Raw genomic sequence first — 19,737 nt, 5'->3', positions numbered from 1 at the left:
AAATGGGTAGTTTTATGTTCTTAAGTTCATAATTAATATGCTACGACTTAATTATTTTCGTATAAAGTGAAGCTAACTTAACCATTTCTATGTCCCAATTATATTTTTCAATTATAGCTTCTCGACCATTAGCGCCCATCGCGTGAGCCACATCTGGATTATCTGCAATGTAATTAACAGCATTAGCGATTGATTTTGGATCCATTGGGTCAACACAAATGCCACAACGATTAGATTCCAGTATTTCTTTCCATAATGGAAAGTCAGAGGCTATAACCGGAAGACCACAAGCCATATATTCAAACATTTTAACCGGCAACGAATCTAAATAGTTAATAATTGGATGTAACGTAACGATGCCCGCCAGTGATTGATTCAAAACCTCACTAATACCAGCACGGTCAAGCCACTTCTTATCTACAACATCAGGCCATGACTTGTGACTTTTGATATCGCGTTCAAAATTACTTTCTGTAAACTTGCCACCAATCACGAGCTTCAAGCCATCGTTGTAATGCTCAACAGAGCTGACTATTTCACGAATACCGCGCACCGCATTTAGACCGCCTACATAACAAACTTGCCGGTTTTTATCATTCCAATCTTTATTGGTGATAAACAACTCACTCAACAGTGGATAGTTATTTACGTCTACCGAATATATTTTTTGTTTTAGAAATTTATCGCGTATAAACGGCGTTGCTGACACCACTGCATCTATTTTTTTACAAGCATATGTTTCATATTTCGAAGAAATTACTGATAACGCTTTTTTAACAATAGAGTTTAAGTATGGTTTAGCTAATATTTGTTTTGGAAAATCTTCGTGAGCATCAAATATGACCTTTTTACCTAATTTTTTTAGTTTCAAGCCTAACGGAATTAACTCTGGGTCATGCAAATGAAATATTTCAGCGTTTAATGTTAAAGCCGTTTTAAGTATTTTTTTTGGGGTTTTTATTATTCGGTTAAATCGGCTTGTAGCTTTACCTACATCGATGATGTTGACATCCTCAGTACTTTGATTCCCCTTACCGTCAGCTACTATTAAATAAACATCGTAACCCGCCTGACTCAGAGAGCGGCATTGTTTCCAAAAAATACGAGTGTCAAATCTTGGATGAGCTGACGTTAAATGTGCGACTTTATGCATATTTGCTAACACTTTTACCTAAGTATTTCTGCAACACTTTTTGTATGCTTTTAAGCCTCTTATAGCGACTGTCCCAGTTCTTGTAATCTGAATACGGGTGCCCTGGGGATGCAATTAGTTCGTCCAACTCTGATTCTGACATACCGAGCTTCTTTGCAACATAAAACTTATCTTCTTTGAGCTCATTTTGCTCGTATAACGGCTTTGAAAGAGCATCTAGGGCTTGATCACGTGTTATCTCGCCCGACAAAATTTGACTAGCAAGGTGCGGGCGTCGTTTATCTTGGTTGAATTTTAACGGTAGGTAGTAATTTTGGAAAAACTTTGTGAAACGCGACTCTCCATGCTTGCGACCATATTCTTTATAGCCAACTTTGTCTTTGAGCGCTGATAAGGCAAGGTTCTTGCTATATGGTAAATAATTAAGAGGCCTCACCGGCGTCATTTTTCTAACAAATGGGTAATATATGTAGTATTTCCAAAATGAAATGGTTTTATACGTCTTTAACTTGGTTTGCCCAAAACGCCTATGAATATCATGAATATTAATAGCATCCATAGCTGAATGATGCCATGCACTTGGAAAAACAGATTCCGTTGCGATGTTGCCGCCATTAATCACGTACTTAATGTTATTTTTCATGGCAAACTGGTAAAGCGTGGAGAAAAAAGCATGATCCTGAATAACATCTTGATTGGCTACTCCAGCTTTCAAATATGAGATTTGTAAATCCTTTATTTCCTCCCAGTTCATAACATACGTATACAGTTCGAAATCACAGTACTTCACGATTTGCTCGATGTTGTAAACAGCAAGCTCACTATTCCAGCCTGCATCTACGTGCACGACTAGCGGTCGAAGGTTATACTCTTTTAGAACGAGCGCTAGATAGGAGCTGTCTAAACCTCCACTAAGACCCAGTATGCAATCATATTCATTGTTCTTACCATCGTTCTTAACTTTTTCTAAAAGCACTTTTAATCGCCGCTCACCCTCAGCGTTCGGAAACCATCTTTTTGAAGTCTCTTCATCAAATTTTATACAATGATTACAGACCCCTTCAGAATCAAATGTAATTTCAGGATCGCTCGTATCCATTACACAACGGGTGCAGACTTGATAATTCTCATCGCTCTTATTATTCAAAATAAATTCTCTAGTTCTTTATATTTTGGGTAGGTAATCAATACGGCTTTGTGTTTACCGTAAAAAACAAACATATCTCCAGCAGCGACACTCGCCGCATGTCCCTTATGATAAGCATCAGCAAAATCATTTAAGGTTCCGGCTCCTCCAGATGCAACAACCGGGATATCAACAGCATCTGAGATAGTCTTTAGTAGCTCATTATCATACCCCATTCTTTTACCTTCATTTGCAATATTGCATACAATCAATTCACCGGCACCCAGCTTTTCCATCTGCACAGCATATTCAACAGGATCTTTTTTTGTATTAACTTTTCCATTCCTGACATAGACAGAATATTTTCCAAACATAGAGCGTTTGACATCTATCGACACAACAATGCTCTGACTACCAGATATCTTACTTGCCGCACTTATCAAATCGGGCTTATGGTACGCTGCTGAGTTGATAACTACTTTTTCTATACCAATAGAGAATAAGCGAGTAATTTGTTCAATATTTTCTATTCCACCGCCATAACCAAAGGGCATAAAAGCTTCAGAGGCAATGTGTTTTAACAACTCAAAGTTTGGCCCCTTACCAGATTCGGTCGCCCCTATATCTAAAAACACGAGTTCATCAACCTCTTTTTCATTGAATATTTTTACTGCATTTATTGGGTCTCCAACATATTTATGATTTTTAAATTGAACGCCTTTTACTAAACCTGCATTTTTTAACAAGAGTGTTGGTATAACCCTAACCCTTAACATTAACTAACTCCAAAAAATTCCTAAAAAGCTGCATGCCAAATTTATGGCTCTTTTCTGGATGAAATTGAACACCATAAATATTATCGCTAATAACTGCGCATGCAAACTCGTAACCGTAATTTGAGCGCGCCATTACATTAGCGTCATTTTCACAGTCTACCGCATATGAATGCACAAAATAGAATCGAAGCTCCTCCGCTATGTTAGAAAATAAATGTTGCTTACCATTAGGGTGCACCAAATTCCACCCCATGTGCGGAACCTTTAAACGTTTTGATTCAGGTAAATGCTTTGACTGACTAAAATTAAATTTTTTCGCTTTCCCAGCTATCCATCCTAAACCGGGCTCTTTTCCTTCCTCGCTGCTACTCATTAACATCTGCATACCGAGACACACCCCCAAAAAAGGGACTTTTTCAACAAGTACTTTTTTCTCTAACGTATCCAAAATACCCAACTCTCTGAAGCGAGTCATGCCATTATCAAATGAGCCAACACCGGGTAAAATCAAAGCTGTCGCATTTTTAATACTGTCAATGTCGGCCGTAATTATTGCCTCTCCACCTACTCTGCGGATCATATTCAAAATAGAGCCAGAATTTCCGATGCCACAATCTAAAATCACTATCAATGTTAGCCCCCTGAAGCTAGTTGCCGGTAACAGGCATTCAATTTATTCTCTTGTGATTCCCAACAATATTTCTCACTGGCTGCTTTGCAATTCTCATAAAAAGAAGCCTTTATCGTAAGGGGTAATTCATTGATGCAATCAACCAAACCTTGAGAAGAGAACTCCTTGAGAATAAAGCCCACACCGTTGTCATTCACATACCTGGCCATTTCAAGCATGTTTGAACAAATACTCGGTATACCCGCCATCGTATATTCAAACATTTTATTTGGCATGCAGTAATAATAGGACAAACAAGTATTTTCTATCAGTGATAATCCATAATCCGCAGCACAAGTGTAGTTTAAAACTTCATCCGGAGGTACAGCCGGATGGTAAAAGATGTTTTTGCAAGAAGCGGCTGAAGACTCAATGTAATCTTTAAGGGGTCCATATCCCATAAAAACTACATAATTTTGGGTTCCAACCAAACTTTCAAAGGCATTCACAATCAACTCTATCCCGCGTCCCTTTGACAAAATGCCTTGATACAAAAAAACTCTAGCGTTGTCTTCAATATTCAGAGCACCCTTAAAGTGATTATTTTTATCTCGTATCATTAATGGTGGAGAGTTTAACACTACTAAAGGGCGGCTCATTTTGTAATTTTGTTCATACCAATGAGCTATGGACTCACTCACAACGATGGTCTTACTCACATACGGAATCAAAAAACGCTCATTAATCTTAGTTAAGATTTTGCGCAAACCCTTTAGTCCATTTCTTTCAGTTTCCAATTCGTGCGCGTCGTAAACTAACTCACATCGAAAAAGTAACTTTAACGATACACCTATGGGTAACAAAGCACTCGAATGAATAGTAACGACAGAAATTTTTTCCCTACGATACATAAGAAAAACTTTCATCCAAAATTCAAAATATTTAATGATTTGGCTCAGTAGATTTGAACCGAACTCTCTGCTTCTTAACCTTATACGGCGCAAAAAAACTCTATCGGTTATCTTTTTATATGTATCTAAGCCCATCTCATGTAACGCGACTATGTGAATATGTCGAAAAACATCCGCGTTAGATAACGAATTGACTTGTTTGAGCACTCGACTCTCGTTCTTAAATTCAGTCAATGATATGTGTAGATTATTCATTAAGGTATATTCTTAATATAAGCCAACTACGACTCATGATTTTACTTTAAAACTAATGACACATAAACCAATACAGAACCAAAATGGCATCCATGTAAAGAATGAAGAGAAAAGTCCAAACATACCGACTGAAAAAAAGGCAAACAGTTGGTAAAGCTTATACCCTTTATGCGCGGTCATATTATTTTTGAAAGCAACAGAGTTTGAGCGCGTCACATCTCGATAACTGAAATATAAGAATAAAAGAAAAAGCGTAAAGCCCAAAATACCATAATGAGTCAAAACAGAGATTGAGCTGTGGACATAAGTCCCTGGTCCGGTAGTTAATGTATCAACCATGGAATTCCCAAAAAATGGGCTATATAGGAAATGCGTTAGAAAATTTGCCATTAACAACTCTAAGCGACTATCGACTGACGAAATATTACCGTCACCAAAACCCACAATCCTAAAGGTTTCTATATCAATTCCGGCTGCGTCCAAAGCATAACCCAGTAATGAAATAGTAAATATGAACCCTAACAGGACTATTGCGAGTACATGCAAGCTGACCCTGCTAAACAGCAAGCTTTTTATTTTTAAATATGTCAGTTTGTTAAGAATGTTTTTGTCCATTCGATAAACTATAATATGGGTCAATAGCACCATCCAAAAGGCACCCACAGTCACTAGGCCGGCGTTACTACCAATTAGCTGTGACGTCAACATTAGTGCCACAGCGACTCCCGTGAGCGACATAAAAGCCAGAAACAAAACCGTGGAGGTGAATTTAGTCGATTTATTCTCCACAAGAAATAAAGATATAAACCAAGTCGATAACAATAAGAATAGCATAAACATAAATGCAGCCGAACGCTGATAAAAACCATCTTGCTCAACGATTAGAAACACATCTGACCGTATTTCTGCGAGCTTCATACTTAAGGTTTGAAAACTAAGTAACAATGTTAATACACAAGCGATAAACAAAAACGTTGTAGAGAATATATAAATGCTCCGTTTTTTATTGGAAAGATCATTAATAGTGATTAGCGATATGGACGCAATTGAGCCCGCTATAAGTGAAAAAACCATACCATTAGTAGTACCAATAGATATTTTTTTTAGCTCCTCGAAGCTAAGGCTATCAAACATAACTTTGAAAAAAACGTAACTAAAAAACAGAATTAGGAAACAATGCGAGGCTCTTATTTTTGTAAAGTCAAACAATTTGTATGAGCACAATAGCAAGACGGCTGAAGAGGTCGCTGATGCAATAAACAAATGGTAGCTTACTCCTCTCCCTAAACTAGCGATATTGTCCAAGAAGTACATTAGTAGAAAAAAGCACGTTACCAAGGCAATTATTAACCTAATCCATTGCATCTTAAACTTATTACCTTGATGAAGGGGGAAGTGTCTCGCCCCATATAACTTACATTATCAAAATTAGCCATATAGCCGGGTTTTAGTCCAGTGATGAGCGACGTTATATAAAAAAAGTAAACACAATAGATTACTTTCGAACAATGCGCTTAACATTCCTTAACCCATTTAATAAAGATATTTGATTAGGATAGTCGCTATAGTCTTTATTCGGTAATGACAAGAGGTTGTCAAATTCCTCATCAGTAATCGCAAGCTTTCTAGCTATGTAGCGCTTATCCTGGACTAGTTCAGACTCATCGTACAAGGGCTTAGTCAACTCGGCTAGGGCTTGCTCTCTTGTGATCTGTGCAGACGCAATCATGCTAGATAAATGCGCTTTACGTTTGTCAAATCCGAATTTTTCAGGCAAATAGTAAGCTTGGAAAAACTTTGTCCATTTGGACTCGTGATGTTTTCCACCATAATATCTCCAGCCGTAATTTTCCTCTAAAAATTTAATGGCTTTGTTTTTATCAAAATCAATGAGATTAAGAGGGCGCACAATCTTCATCTTTTTCACGTATGGCCAATAAACTCGGTGCATAAAGAAATTCATCTTTGGGTATGTCTTCAGTTTCTTCGTACCAAACTGCTTGTGAATCCCTAATATATGTTTTAAGTCGCTAGCATCATAGCCCCAGCTTTGTGGGAGAATTGACTCGCTAGTCAAGTTACTACCGTTGATTATGTATTTGATATCATTTTTCGCAGCATAATCATATAGTTTCGCAAAAAACGAATGGTCTTGTGGTATATCTTGATTGGCAACACTGGCTTTCAAAAATGAAAGCTGCAAGTCTTGCATCTCTTCCCAATTGACGACATAGGTGAATAAATCTAAGTCAAGAGCCTTGACCAATTGCTCTATGTTCTTAACGGCTATCTCTGAATTCCAGCCAGCATCAACATGAACGACTAAAGGTCTGAGTTTCATTTCGTGCTTGGCAACATGTAAGAGGTAGGAACTATCAACTCCTCCGCTAACTCCAATTATACAATCATATTCTCTTCCTTTGCCGTGTTGACGTATTTCATTAGAAATAGCTTCAAGTTGCTGGCGACCTTCGTCACCCGGAAACCATCCTTGTTCAAGCTTTACTTTAGCTTCATGACAATGATTGCAAACCCCATCAGCATCAAATGAGATGTTGGGATCTGTACTATCCATAACACAACTCGAACACACGGTAACTTCCGAAAACATATTTACAAACCCTTAAATCTTATTTAGCTAACCTATAGCACGCAAAAAATTGAACAACGTATTTGAGAATAAACGATAGCGCGTAAGAGTATAACGCAATTTCTAAACTACTTCTGAGAACTGCGAAATACATACCAGAACCTAATGTCGTTATAAGTAAAACTTGAATAGCAAAGTCATACTTTTGATTTTGCTTCAAATATAAAAGCCCAGCTAATGGACTGACAACAAATGCAAATAGAAAATTAATAGCAAGAAAGCTCGCAATCTCTCCAGCTTGCAACCATTCATTGCCTAAAACAAAAACGAAAATTGTGGGTGCAAAGAAAAACAAAGTAATAGTAATTGGAAGTCCAATGATAAATAGAGTAATGGCAGTTTTGATAAATAATTTTCTACAACTTTTTTCTTTTCTAAAAAGCTCGCTAGCCTCTCGCTTGAATACATCGCCTATAGCATTCCCGATTATACTAACCGGAAGGCCTATAACTCGGTTGTAAACTCCCATGGCGCCTGCAACGGAATTACCAAAAAAGTTTGAAAAAACAAATATGTGAACCTGAGATGCGACCCTGTCAAGCAAGGTACTTGGGACGAGGTAAATAGGGAAACGCTTCAAACTAATAGACAGATAAATTAAATCCTTTATGGATGTTTGAGCTAGCGATGCAATTGAAAAGTTTACTTTGATGATTAAATATAACGCATTGCAAAACATCCCAACCAGAGCGCCAATAACTAAACCATTCACGCTTTCGATTGGACTTAACCCGATTGATATGGATACTAATGCGGCAGAAACGGCCGCATAGATCCTCCCCTTTGTCATGTATCCATATTTTTCAGTTCGATTGCACCAATAATACAATGAAGTGAATATATTTGTGGCGATAATTGCAAGACCGACACACAACAACATTATGAAATCCAACCCAAATATATTGACATTGTATTTGTACAAAAAACTCATAACAACGATGAGTGGCACTAATACCAAAACGCATGATGCAGCGGTGAGTTGAGTACATTTCTTTGCTAGCTCGTTGTTACCTGCATCTAAAATCGAGTTTTCATACTTCAACGTTGAAATTGAAGTAAGTATTGCGACGCTCGCTAAAAAGACAGCAAAAACGCCAAAGTCACTTGGTGAATAAAGCCTTGTTAAAAGTGGCAATGTAACAATATTTATTATCTGCGCTAGCGCGGTTCCGCTTGCAAGTTTACTTACTTGTTTAACAAACCGCGAATTAAAGTCGAAACGCATGTTTCATAAATATCCATGCATTGGCAAACTAAAAACTGACTTTGCTAATCTTTCAGCAACAGGAAACCCCTCGGGACGACATTGAGTGTCAATAAAAGCTGTTTGCTGATGCATACATGTACCATAATAAATCATAGTAGGAATGCCATGCTCTTTATACCTTGCCATTTCCTCATCACGACGCTCAGAAACTATTGTGTACTGCGCCCATGAACTTGTGTACCCCTCTGGTACTTGTGGCGTTTTGTATTTACCAGCTAACGATTTTTCATAGTTTGCAGCGGCCTTGTTACGATTGACCAGTTCTGTAGGGAACTCAGCTAGTTTCTCAAGGAGTATTGCTGCCTGAATAGTATCTAAGCGTGAATTCATTCCTATGCGGACATTGTCATATTTATCGTTACCTTTACCATGAACACGATAAGATTTAAGTAGCTCTGCGTACTCATCGTTGTTCGTAAAAATTGCGCCGCCGTCCCCATAACACCCTAACGGTTTAGCAGGAAAAAAACTGGTCGTTGCTATATCGCCGAAACTACAAGCTTTTTTACCATTAATGCTACCACCAAACCCCTGGGCTGCATCTTCTACTAATTTTAGATTGTATCTTTCAGCAATTTTCTCTATTTCTAGATAATTAGCCGGCAAGCCAAACAAATCAACAGCGATAATCGCTTTTGGGTTTAACTTACCTTCAGCTATCGTTGTTTTTATTTGCTTTTCTAAATCGACAGGGCAAATGTTGAAAGTTTCTTCGTCTGAGTCTACAAAAACAGGCGTTGCGCCCTCGTAGGCAATCACTTCTGCAGTAGCAAAAAAAGTAAATGTTGGGCAAAAAACAGCATCGCCCTTTTCTATATTGAGCACCATCATTGCAAGTGTTAGTGCATCAGTACCATTGGCACATGTAACGGCATGTTTGACTCCTACGTACTTAGCCAATTCATGCTCAAGCTCCTGCACTTCTGGCCCCATGATGTAGTTACCATGGTCGAGTACAGTTTGAATTCGTTTATCTATCTTTGTTTTTAAATGTTGATATTGCGCGGCCAAATCGATAAATTGCATTTTCTACTACTCGCTAATTAAAGTCAGTACAGAGCCAGATAGGTGGTAACAGTCGTTAGTATGTATACATTTTTCAGTCCCTGTACCGCTAACCGGAAGTTTTAACTGCTCGCCATATTTACTTATCCATGCAATTTGTTTAGCCGGCACTCCAACCATTAAAGCAAACGCTGGTACATTTTTGTTAACAACAGCGCCAGCACCGACCAACGAGTATTCACCAATCGTTACTCCACATACTATTGTGCAATTAGCTCCCAAGGTCGCGCCTTTTTTGATCAACGTATCTCGGTACTCTGCTTTACGATTAATAAATGAGCGAGGGTTATAAACGTTTGTAAACACCATGCTCGGCCCACAAAAGACATCATCTTCAATAGTAACGTTGTCATATACGGAAACGTTGTTTTGAATTTTCACATTATTCCCAATGACTACTTTATTACCAATAAATACATTTTGGCCCAAAGAGCAGTCTTTACCTATTTCTGCACCGCTACATACATGCACAAAATGCCAAACTCGGGAGTTTTCGCCGATTTGGGCTCCATCATCAACTATCGCAGATTCATGAACTTGATTTATCATTTTTTTAGAACTCTTGATAGAAGAGGATGAGCTCGAGAGCCGGCATCTACTGCTGGTATCTCACGTATTTTTTCGACTGTTTCAATAGCCACTCTGTTTTCATCAATACCGAAACCATTACCATCCAATATATTTTGATAGCTTTGAGTATGTAAGTCGGTAAAACCGCCGGAAAACTCAAGCTCAGTTGACTCTTTGTCATCACTAATAGTGATACTACGATATGTTACTTTTTCTCCAGCCACCGCATTTTCAGGCAAGTTAGTTGCATCTATTGATAAAAACCACTTCACACGGGCTCTTTCATATTCGAGATAACCACTGGCAGTCTTGTCATCAATAAAATGCACTTCATTCTGCTTTAGCTTGCCAAAAATAAAATGCAACATATCGTAAAAGTGCACACCTATATTGGTCGCAATACCGCCAGATTTAGCGTCAAAACCTTTCCAGGATTTCAAATACCACTTACCACGAGAAGTCATGTAAGTTAAATCCACATCAAAAACTGTACCTGCGGGTGCAGCTGCTACTTTTTCTTTTAATGCAATAATTGATGGGTGCAATCTTAACTGCAGAATTGAGTTAACGCTTGCGCCATACTTTGCCTGGTACTCTTCAAGTGTATCCATATCTTTTGAATACAATACCAACGGTTTTTCACAGATAACGTCAATACCATTTTTCAATGCATATTTCATATGCGGAGCATGCAAATAGTTTGGACTGCAAATTGAAATATAATCAAGTTTTTGCCCCTGCATTGCACAATCTTCCACAAAAGCCGTAAAGTCTTCAAACTCCGTAAAAAACTCAGCTTCCGGAAAGTAGCTATCCATTATTCCTACTGAATCATTGATATCCATTGCGACAAGAAGGTTATGCCCTGTCTCTTTTATTGCTTTTAAATGACGAGGCGCGATATAACCCGACGCACCTATTAATGCAAAGTTTTTCATTCGAGGCTCCTTCATTATAAGCGAATATCTGAATCGTGAGTGCCGAACACATGCTTCACGTCATATAGCACATGATTAGCTTTACCCAACTTACGGATGGCAGCAACGCCCATGTCTTTAAACTCACTATGATCCACGGCTAGAACCACTCCGTCATAATTGCCTTCGATCAAATTACTTACTAATAATAAGCCATACTCAGCCTTTACCTCTTCATGGTCAGCCCACCCATCATAAACGTCAACTGACATATTGAAATCTTTTAATTCATTTACAATATCTATAATTTTCGTATTACGCACATCAGGACAGTCACCTTTAAAAGTGAAACCAAGAATCAGAATTTTTGCTTCATCTATATGGATTTTCCTACTTGAGAGCTTCTTAACTAACTGGGTTGCAACGTACTCACCCATCCCATCATTGATACGACGCCCAGCCAATATCACCTCAGGCCTGTAGCCAACTTCTTGTGCCTTATGAGTCAGATAGTAAGGGTCAACGCTAATGCAATGCCCCCCCACCAAGCCTGGTTTAAACTTCAAAAAGTTCCATTTTGTCCCGGCTGCATCAAGAACCTCTTGGGTATCTACACCCAAGCGATTAAATATTTTAGCAAACTCGTTAATTATCGCGATATTTAAATCACGCTGTGTATTTTCTATAACCTTAGCAGCCTCAGCCACCTTCAGTGAGCTCGCAAGGTGCGTTCCAGCGGTAATAATTGACTTGTAAAGTTCGTTTACAAAACGACCTACCTCGGGCGTTGAACCAGAAGTAATTTTAACAATTTTTGTGAGTGTGTTCACTTTATCACCTGGATTAATTCGCTCAGGTGAGTAACCAGCATAAAAATCTTTATTGAATGTTAACCCAGATACTTTCTCAATAATGGGCAAACATATTTCTTCGGTTGCTCCAGGGTAAACAGTGGATTCGTAAATGACGATGTTACCTTTTTCAACAACTTCGCCCAATAGCTCTGAGGCCTTTTGCAAGGGTGTTAGATCAGGAACATTGCCCTCATCAATCGGGGTCGGCACTGTCACGATATAAATACTACAGGGTTTCAGTTCTGACTTGTCGTATGAATACGACAATTGTTTGATGTCTGTTAGCTCTTTATCACTGACTTCAAGCGTCGAATCGTGACCAGCTCGAAGCTCGTCGACTCGTTTTTGATTTATATCAAACCCGAGCGTTGGGTACTTTTTCCCAAACTCGACAGCTAAAGGCAAACCAACATACCCCAAACCAATAATACCTATTTTAATATTTTCTTGAGTAAAAACCATTTATATTCCTGATTATATTTAGCTAATATATTGCTGGCTCTTTCAACCTTAGTTCGGAAGGTGTTGTTAAAATTGAGAAAGCCTACAAAAATTCTACCTGTTAAGTCAAAACACGCGATCCTTGTTTTATTCAAAACGCGTTATCTTCATATCGCGTTAAATACAGCAACTTATCGCTGAAATTCGCAACTGTAATCCTGAACAAGCTCATCGTAACACTGAGCTTTAATCCGATAACGCAAAGGGCCAAGTCTACTTCTAATTTCCAGGACTTGTTACCAGAGTATTTTTACGAAAGTATTTGATTAATGCTATAGCAATACCAAATACACCTCCAAGAAATGCGCCAAGAACACAAAGTATTGCGCGCTTTGGACCAGATTTTTCTTCTGGCACTAATGCAGGGTCAATCGTCTTAAATACGTACTCATCCCGTACATTCGCAAACATAATTATCTTAGCCTGCTCTTCCACTAACCTATACAAAATCTCTCGAATGTCAGTAATTTTCGTTTCCGCTAACTGACTCGAGAGGAAAGATGTACTTTTGCCCGCCTCTTCTACATCCCTCATTTTCATCGTTTCATTAATTTCCTTAACAAGCCAATCAACCCACTGCTTTGCCACAAACGGAGATAGATGCTCAATACTTAGAGAAACCATTCCGGTTTCTTTGTCAGTAACAATGCTTAAATGTTGCATAAAAACTCTGTACGCCTCTTGCAATGAAGGTTGAGGTTTGCGCGGTAAAGAAACGTCTCTTACCCACTTTTTTGCTACCTCATCGTACAATTCTGGGTCATAATTGACTTTGTTCGACACCATATTCCAAGATTCAACAGCCATTAAGTCAGGCAATATTTCGTACTTTTCAATAAACTCACTGACAAAGGTTCTCGACTGTAAAATTTCAATAGCAAGTTGCGTTTTATTACTTGATCCGCCGCCTAAGTTAATCCCTGCAAGGCTCGCTAAGCCTCCTAGTTGACCTTGTAAGCCTGCTAAAGACTGATCTTGTTCGACAGGAGCGAGTAACGCTTGCGATGTATAAACATTAGGTTGTTTGATTGCATAAAACACAGCGACGACACTAAACAGAAAAGTAATAATTATAATGAGCCACTTGCCCTTCCAAATGGCAACGAACAACTCTCTCAAATCTATCTCTTCATCGTTGCTGTATCGCGATACGTTTTGCTCACTCATTACAAACTCCCAATCGCTGCTACCGCAATCGCGCTTTGGTAAATAATCTGTGTAATTCCCTGCCACAAGCTAATGTTGTCGTAATTTGTAACATCTCTTGGGACTACAATCGTATCACCTGGCATGAGCATCGACTCGCTATCTGAGTTAAACCAGTAAGTCCTTTGAGGAACCATTACGCTACCATCCGCTCGCACAATGTATATCTTTGAGGTGTCGGCGTATTCCCGCGCCCCACCCGCGCGTTCAATATAATCGTCAATACTCAAACGCTCATCAAAACGATATGTGTTGCTTACAAATACTTCACCAATAACAGATATTGCTGGTGTAACATTAGGAACGGTTAAAACGTCTCCCGTTTTCAAGGTAACGTCTTCGGACTTCACGCCCGCCACAATATCTTCAAGGTTAATAATCATGCGACCCACAGGCTCTACATCTGTCAAATCATTCAACACTCGGGTTGCATTGTCATAATCAATAGTGCGAGAGAACTGACTATTGGAAAGGTTATTGTTTGCTAATTGTTCGCGCAAATCTTCGATGGCGCGCTCGATGTTTTCACGCTCTCTTTCTTTTAATTCGTTACGTGTAAATATGGCTGCATTAATGCTAGCATCTTGAGTTAAGCCACCCGCACGCTCAATGATGGAGGCCAAGGTTTCCCCTCGAGAGATTTGATAAACACCCGGGAATACGACCTCACCTTTGAGCTCAACGGTTTCATTATCGTACCAATTAGGAATGCGCAACACACTTAGCACATCTCTGGGCTTTAATCGCACTTGCTGAGCCTCTGGCATTGCTAACTGATTTAGCAAACTAATCTGCTCGTGTTTGGTTTGCGATTGCCCGCTTTCCACAACAAGCTTGCTTATTTCAGCCATTTCTAAATGCGCAGCTTCGGTTAACCCACCCGCGGCTCTTATCATATTTTGTAGGCTGGCGTCCTCGGGGAGAGGATATACACCTGGGTACTTTACTTGCCCTTTGACTTCCACCAATCGCATGGAATGCTCGTTTGAAGATTCGTTCCTTAGCCGAGCAATTAGCGGGGCTAACAAGGTTTTTCTCGAATCGGTTACGCTGCTCGGCGCAGAAAATGCCTCAGGAGAAAAACGAGAATTCTCTTCATTTTCTAAGAATTCACTTTCTTCTTCGGCTATATCTTCACCAACGTCTTCAAACTTATTATCTGCAACCTGTTGCGCTATTCCGTCTTCTTCGTTATTGGCAACGCGATTGAATAAAAACACCTCATCAAAGGCTTGTAAGTTAATATCAGCGCTGCCTTGAATAATCTCGTTAGGGACAAATTGCAGTATCTGTGTTTTTGCGTCCAGCCGGCCGCGCCTGGCTACAATGCCGTAGTCTAAATCTGTATTGGCAAGCACGGTTTGGGAAGACAGTATGTCTGATAAACGCAAGCGTCCGGTATCAGCCATAATTGTAGGTACATTGATTGCGCCTCGTACTTTAATGGCATTGCTGAATTCAAGCGTGGCTTTTGGCACTCGAACAAAGTCACCATTACGCAAGCTAATTTGCTGCGCCTCGCTCGTATTTAGGTTAACCGAGTTTACGGAAAGGCCTTTGCCGCCCGCAGCACTCACTAACTGAACGGCGCTGGTATCTGCACTTGGCAAGGTTCCGCCTGCTAAACGCATGAGCGATGCCAAATTGTCCCCTTCAAGGACTTCGTAAAGCGCGGGGCGACGTACTTCGCCGTCTACCGACACTATGCGTTCAACGGTGGGTACAAAAATCACATCACCTTGTTCTAGGCGTATGTCGTTTGATGTATCACCATTGACAATGAGCTCGTACATATCGAAGGTTGCAACAGTTTTGCCGCTGCGTTTTAGTTCAATTTCTCTAAGCGAGCCTATTTCGCTTACGCCGCCACTGTTGATAAGCGCAGTGGTAATAGTAGACAAACTATTGATCACTAAAGGACCGGGCCGAAAAACTTCACCCACTAAAAATACCTGAATGGAGCGCAACTGCCCCATAGAAACAAATGGCGTCACGCCAATTTTTTGCTGGTTATACTTTTCGTTTACCAACTGCTTTAACTCTTGAAATCCAACTCCCGCTACCTGCATGGGGCCTAAATCAGGTACATCGATATTCCCTTCGTTGTTTACGCTCAGCTCGAAACTGCCTGTTTCTTTCCCAAATAATTGCAATTTGATTGAATCACCGGGACCAAGCACGTAATTTGGCGGTACAGGCATGTTAGATAGCGGTGCGGCGGCTGCTTCTCTACTTTGAAATAGCTCAAAACCAAAAGGCTTTAGCTCACGGGCTTGGTTTTGCACCACGCTTTGGCGTGCGCGCTGCTCAGAAATTTGCGCCTCGTCAATTTCCCGCTCAACAAGTTCAGCTTGGTTTGTGCTGTTAGCGGCCTGCGTGCCACCTTGGCCTTGCTGTAGAATTGATATGTCAAATCCCATTTGCCGAGCCAACTGCTCCTGCTGGGCACGAGGCAAGTTTTTAAATTGCTGAATTTGTTGAGCCGACGGCATATCGCTTTGAGCGTGGGCATAACTGCCGTCAACTACAAGCAATAAGCTTAGAAGAAAAACAGAGGTAATTGATCGCATATCTTGAAGATTCATCTTTGAATTATGGGTTCCTTTGCCATTGAGAAATAGGTTAATCAATTAACCAAACTTGCAAGTCTAAAGTCTAACGAAAGGTTAGACCAAAGTCACTGATAATTCATGTAATTAAGCCCCAGTTGTAAAAAAAACCGACATTCAAGCAAATGCTCGGCAAAAATTAACAAGCTTGCAACTTTGCGGCTACTGCATGCATAATCGAGCGAGTCAAATAATAACAACAATAAAAATAAGGATTTTTTATGCAACCCAAACTTTCCGAAGACACTCGCTTCTTCGGCCACCCCATGGGCTTAATGACGCTTGCAGGCACCGAAATGTGGGAGCGCATGAGTTATTACGGTATGCGCGCCCTACTCGTTTTATTCATGATCCTCGCCCTAGAAGAAGGTGGTTTAGGCATGACGATGGCAGTTGCCTCTGCTATTTACGGATTGTACACCGGAGCGGTGTACTTTTTTGGTCTACCTGGCGGATGGATAGCCGATCGGCTAATTGGTGGACAAAAAGCCGTTTTTTATGGCGGCGTAATCATTATGATTGGCCATATTATCTTGGCCATTCCCCACGAATCATCTTTCTTTATCGGCCTGATATTTGTCGTGCTTGGCACCGGATTACTTAAACCCAACATCGGCGCTATGGTTGGGCAGTTATATGAGTCTAAAGATGCGCGCCGTGACAGTGCCTACACCATCTACTACATGGGTATTAACATTGGGTCGCTTATTGGTTATGGCGTGTGTGGATGGTTGCAGGTAAATATGGGTTATCATTGGGCATTTGGCGCAGCAGCCGTTGGTATGGGTATTGGACTCATGCAGTATAAGTTAACAGCAAACAATATTGCTGGCGTGTCAGATAAACCCGTGGTGCCGCTAACCCCTGCGGCCCGACAGCTAGCGATTTCAGCAATCGCTGCATTTGTGGTAGCAGTGGCTGTTATTACGGTGCTCATCTATTCAGGCGTAATTACCTTTGACCCGGTTGTTGTTGCTAAAAATGTAGCGGTCGCCATTACGGCAATTTTCTTAATTTACTTTGCCTACATCTTTTTTGGTGGCAATTTAGATCACGATGAGAAACGCAGAATGGGCGCGCTTTTCCTTATCTGCCTAGCATCGACTTGCTTTTGGGCGGGTTTTGAGCAAGCAGGCTCTTCTCTAAACGTTTTTGGTCTTGAGTACACTCAACGCATGGTCGGCACGTTTGAAATTCCACCGGCGTGGTTTCAGTCTGCAAACTCAATATTTATTATTATTCTATCTCCATTTTTTGCTTATATGTGGATGACGCTAGGCAAGCGATTAATTGAACCAAGTTATAGCGTTAAATGTGCGGTTGGTTTAATCATTATGGCAAGTGGGTTCATTGTTATGTTTTTCGCAGCACAATTAGCCGCAAGTGGATTAAAAGTAGCGCCCTACTGGTTGGTGGCCACTTACTTTTTGCATACTGTAGGTGAGCTATGGTTAAGCCCCGTGGCATTGAGCGCTGTATCAAAACTATCTCCTCAGAGGTTTGCTGGGCAGATGATGGGCGTATTTGTATTGACCTATTCAATGGGAAGCATCATTGCCGGTATATTTGCGGGTAAATTTGACCCTGAGCAAGTTGATCAAATGCCAGGACTATATCTACAAATCACCTACTTTAGTGTGGCTATTGGTATTGTTCTGTTGTTGCTTTCATTTAAAACAGGAAAATGGGAAAAGCTTGCTGAAAAGGCTTGATCGGCAAACTTAATTTAAAACAAAGGGCGATTTTAATCGCCCTTTTTTGTACACTTTCGTACAAAGCAATAAAGGTATGAAAACGCGTGAAAATATACACCTCTACCAAAAACATCCCCGGCCTTGAAAACAAATCCCTGCCTGAGCGCATGGATATACTCGAGCAAGCGGCAAAAAAGATGACTGTGCCTGAAAAGACCTTGCTCAATATCATTAAGCTGTTGGTCATTGTTCCTGTATTTGCACTGTTATTGCGCGTAGTTGAAAGTTGGTGGTCTTTGGCATGGGCAGGTTTAATCCTTTTGTTGTATCCTTTATTTGTTAAGCCATTGCAGTATTCGTTGAGCGCAAAGTACTTACCATCGAACGTCAATAAGGATGAGGAATGAACACAATATTGGTCACCGGCGGCAGCGGTTACATTGGTAGCCACACTGTTTTGCAACTATTAGAAAGCGGATATAAAGTCGTTGTACTCGATAATTATTCAAACTCATCTGCCGTCAGTTTAGAGAGAGTGTTTGAACTCACTAATAAAACGGCCGATATCATCGAAGGTGACATCCGCCATTCAGATTGCCTCAACCGTGTTTTCACCACATACAACATTGACGCCGTTATCCATTTTGCTGGCCTTAAAGCAGTAGGCGAGTCGGTTGAAAAACCCATGATGTATTACGAAAACAACGTATACGGCACGCTAAATTTATGTAAGGCGATGCAAGCTCACGGCGTTAAAAATATCGTATTTAGCTCATCGGCCACGGTATATGGCGACCCGACTGAACTGCCCTTGCACGAAAATCTCCCCACTGGCACCCCGACAAACCCTTATGGGATGTCCAAGCTCATGGTCGAGCATATGCTTACCGATATTTATAAAGCCGATAACAACTGGAATATGGTGCTGTTGCGTTACTTTAATCCGGCTGGTGCGCACCCTTCTGGCCGTATTGGGGAAGATCCGAACGGTATTCCAAACAACCTTATGCCCTTTATCACGCAAACCGCCACTGGCAAGCGTGAGTTTTTAAGCGTGTTTGGTGATGATTACGACACACACGACGGCACAGGCGTACGCGACTATATTCACGTTGAAGACTTAGCCGACGGGCACCTTAAAGCGCTGCGTAAAATTGACAGCAAGGCTGGGCTCTTCATTTGCAATCTTGGTACAGGTCAAGGTTACAGTGTGCTAGACATGGTCAAGGCCTTTGAAAAGGCCAGCGGCAAAAAAGTCCCATACAAGATAACGCCTCGGCGCACGGGTGATGTTGCCGCATGTTATGCAGACCCAAGTCTTGCACAGAGTGAATTAGGCTGGAAAGCGCAAAAAGGATTAGCTCAGATGTGCGAAGACTCTTGGCGTTGGCAAAGTGATAACCCAGATGGGTATCCAAAGAAAGCATAATTCGTGGGAGCAGTATGTTGGGAGCAATAAGGCTTTGCTCCATCGCCATTTTCGAGGCCTAATGTGATTACAGCGCTCCTTTTAGATAGTTTATCAAATGAGCAGTGGACGCGGGGGTAGAATCAGTCTATAGTTATAGAAGCT

The 19,737-nt window shown here is 40.5% G+C and carries 17 protein-coding genes; 3 read left to right on the top strand and 14 right to left on the bottom strand.

The features are described 5' to 3' along the window. Positions 1 to 40 precede the first annotated feature (40 nt). The 14 genes from KJ365_RS07395 to KJ365_RS07330 form a co-directional block, all read right to left on the bottom strand. Positions 41 to 1,153, bottom strand: a complete 1,113-nt coding sequence (locus tag KJ365_RS07395; RefSeq protein WP_214450980.1) for a glycosyltransferase — start codon at positions 1,151 to 1,153, stop codon at positions 41 to 43. Further along, a complete protein-coding gene (locus KJ365_RS07390) occupies positions 1,146 to 2,300 on the bottom strand; it encodes an N-acetyl sugar amidotransferase (protein WP_214450979.1) in 1,155 nt (384 codons plus the stop codon). Before KJ365_RS07390 ends, KJ365_RS07395 begins: the two co-directional genes overlap by 8 nt. Next, entirely contained in the window at positions 2,297 to 3,055 is a 759-nt protein-coding gene (locus KJ365_RS07385; protein WP_214450978.1) for an AglZ/HisF2 family acetamidino modification protein, read from the bottom strand. The genes KJ365_RS07390 and KJ365_RS07385 overlap by 4 nt, the downstream gene beginning before the upstream one ends. Then, entirely contained in the window at positions 3,042 to 3,680 is a 639-nt protein-coding gene (gene hisH, locus KJ365_RS07380) for an imidazole glycerol phosphate synthase subunit HisH (protein WP_352109353.1), read from the bottom strand. The genes KJ365_RS07385 and hisH overlap by 14 nt, the downstream gene beginning before the upstream one ends. Before the next feature lie 8 nt (positions 3,681 to 3,688). Further along, positions 3,689 to 4,831 (bottom strand): glycosyltransferase, encoded by a 1,143-nt coding sequence (locus tag KJ365_RS07375; RefSeq protein ID WP_214450976.1) that lies wholly within the window; start codon positions 4,829 to 4,831, stop codon positions 3,689 to 3,691. A gap of 33 nt (positions 4,832 to 4,864) precedes the next feature. Then, entirely contained in the window at positions 4,865 to 5,965 is a 1,101-nt protein-coding gene (locus tag KJ365_RS07370) for a hypothetical protein (protein ID WP_214450975.1), read from the bottom strand. Between the two features lie 361 nt (positions 5,966 to 6,326). Then, complete coding sequence (locus tag KJ365_RS07365; RefSeq protein ID WP_214450974.1) at positions 6,327 to 7,442, bottom strand: N-acetyl sugar amidotransferase; 1,116 nt, start codon at positions 7,440 to 7,442, stop codon at positions 6,327 to 6,329. 19 nt (positions 7,443 to 7,461) lie between these two features. After that, a complete protein-coding gene (locus KJ365_RS07360) occupies positions 7,462 to 8,706 on the bottom strand; it encodes a lipopolysaccharide biosynthesis protein (protein WP_214450973.1) in 1,245 nt (414 codons plus the stop codon). 3 nt (positions 8,707 to 8,709) lie between these two features. Continuing rightward, positions 8,710 to 9,774, bottom strand: a complete 1,065-nt coding sequence (locus tag KJ365_RS07355; protein WP_214450972.1) for a DegT/DnrJ/EryC1/StrS family aminotransferase — start codon at positions 9,772 to 9,774, stop codon at positions 8,710 to 8,712. 6 nt (positions 9,775 to 9,780) lie between these two features. Then, the gene (locus tag KJ365_RS07350; RefSeq protein ID WP_214450971.1) at positions 9,781 to 10,362 is read right to left on the bottom strand and encodes an acyltransferase; all 582 of its coding nucleotides are present in this window, start codon (positions 10,360 to 10,362) and stop codon (positions 9,781 to 9,783) included. Beyond that, positions 10,359 to 11,321 (bottom strand): Gfo/Idh/MocA family oxidoreductase, encoded by a 963-nt coding sequence (locus KJ365_RS07345; RefSeq protein ID WP_214450970.1) that lies wholly within the window; start codon positions 11,319 to 11,321, stop codon positions 10,359 to 10,361. The genes KJ365_RS07350 and KJ365_RS07345 overlap by 4 nt, the downstream gene beginning before the upstream one ends. Positions 11,322 to 11,335: 14 nt before the next feature. Next, a complete protein-coding gene (tviB, locus tag KJ365_RS07340) occupies positions 11,336 to 12,616 on the bottom strand; it encodes a Vi polysaccharide biosynthesis UDP-N-acetylglucosamine C-6 dehydrogenase TviB (RefSeq protein WP_214450969.1) in 1,281 nt (426 codons plus the stop codon). 258 nt (positions 12,617 to 12,874) lie between these two features. Continuing rightward, a complete protein-coding gene (locus KJ365_RS07335; protein ID WP_214450968.1) occupies positions 12,875 to 13,822 on the bottom strand; it encodes a Wzz/FepE/Etk N-terminal domain-containing protein in 948 nt (315 codons plus the stop codon). Beyond that, positions 13,822 to 16,431 (bottom strand): SLBB domain-containing protein, encoded by a 2,610-nt coding sequence (locus tag KJ365_RS07330; RefSeq protein ID WP_214450967.1) that lies wholly within the window; start codon positions 16,429 to 16,431, stop codon positions 13,822 to 13,824. Before KJ365_RS07330 ends, KJ365_RS07335 begins: the two co-directional genes overlap by 1 nt. Before the next feature lie 260 nt (positions 16,432 to 16,691). Here KJ365_RS07330 and KJ365_RS07325 point away from each other — a divergent pair, with 260 nt between their 5' ends. From KJ365_RS07325 to galE, 3 genes are all read left to right on the top strand, one after another. Next, positions 16,692 to 18,182 (top strand): peptide MFS transporter, encoded by a 1,491-nt coding sequence (locus KJ365_RS07325; RefSeq protein ID WP_214450966.1) that lies wholly within the window; start codon positions 16,692 to 16,694, stop codon positions 18,180 to 18,182. Between the two features lie 86 nt (positions 18,183 to 18,268). Further along, positions 18,269 to 18,571, top strand: coding sequence for a DUF6170 family protein (locus tag KJ365_RS07320; protein ID WP_214450965.1), 303 nt, complete (start codon positions 18,269 to 18,271; stop codon positions 18,569 to 18,571). Continuing rightward, positions 18,568 to 19,593 (top strand): UDP-glucose 4-epimerase GalE, encoded by a 1,026-nt coding sequence (gene galE / locus KJ365_RS07315; RefSeq protein ID WP_214450964.1) that lies wholly within the window; start codon positions 18,568 to 18,570, stop codon positions 19,591 to 19,593. Before KJ365_RS07320 ends, galE begins: the two co-directional genes overlap by 4 nt. Positions 19,594 to 19,737: the final 144 nt, after the last annotated feature.

The sequence above is a fragment of the Glaciecola sp. XM2 genome (genome assembly GCF_018595715.1).
In the GTDB taxonomy this organism is placed as follows: domain Bacteria; phylum Pseudomonadota; class Gammaproteobacteria; order Enterobacterales; family Alteromonadaceae; genus Glaciecola.
This window is presented reverse-complemented; position numbering and strand designations above follow the sequence as displayed.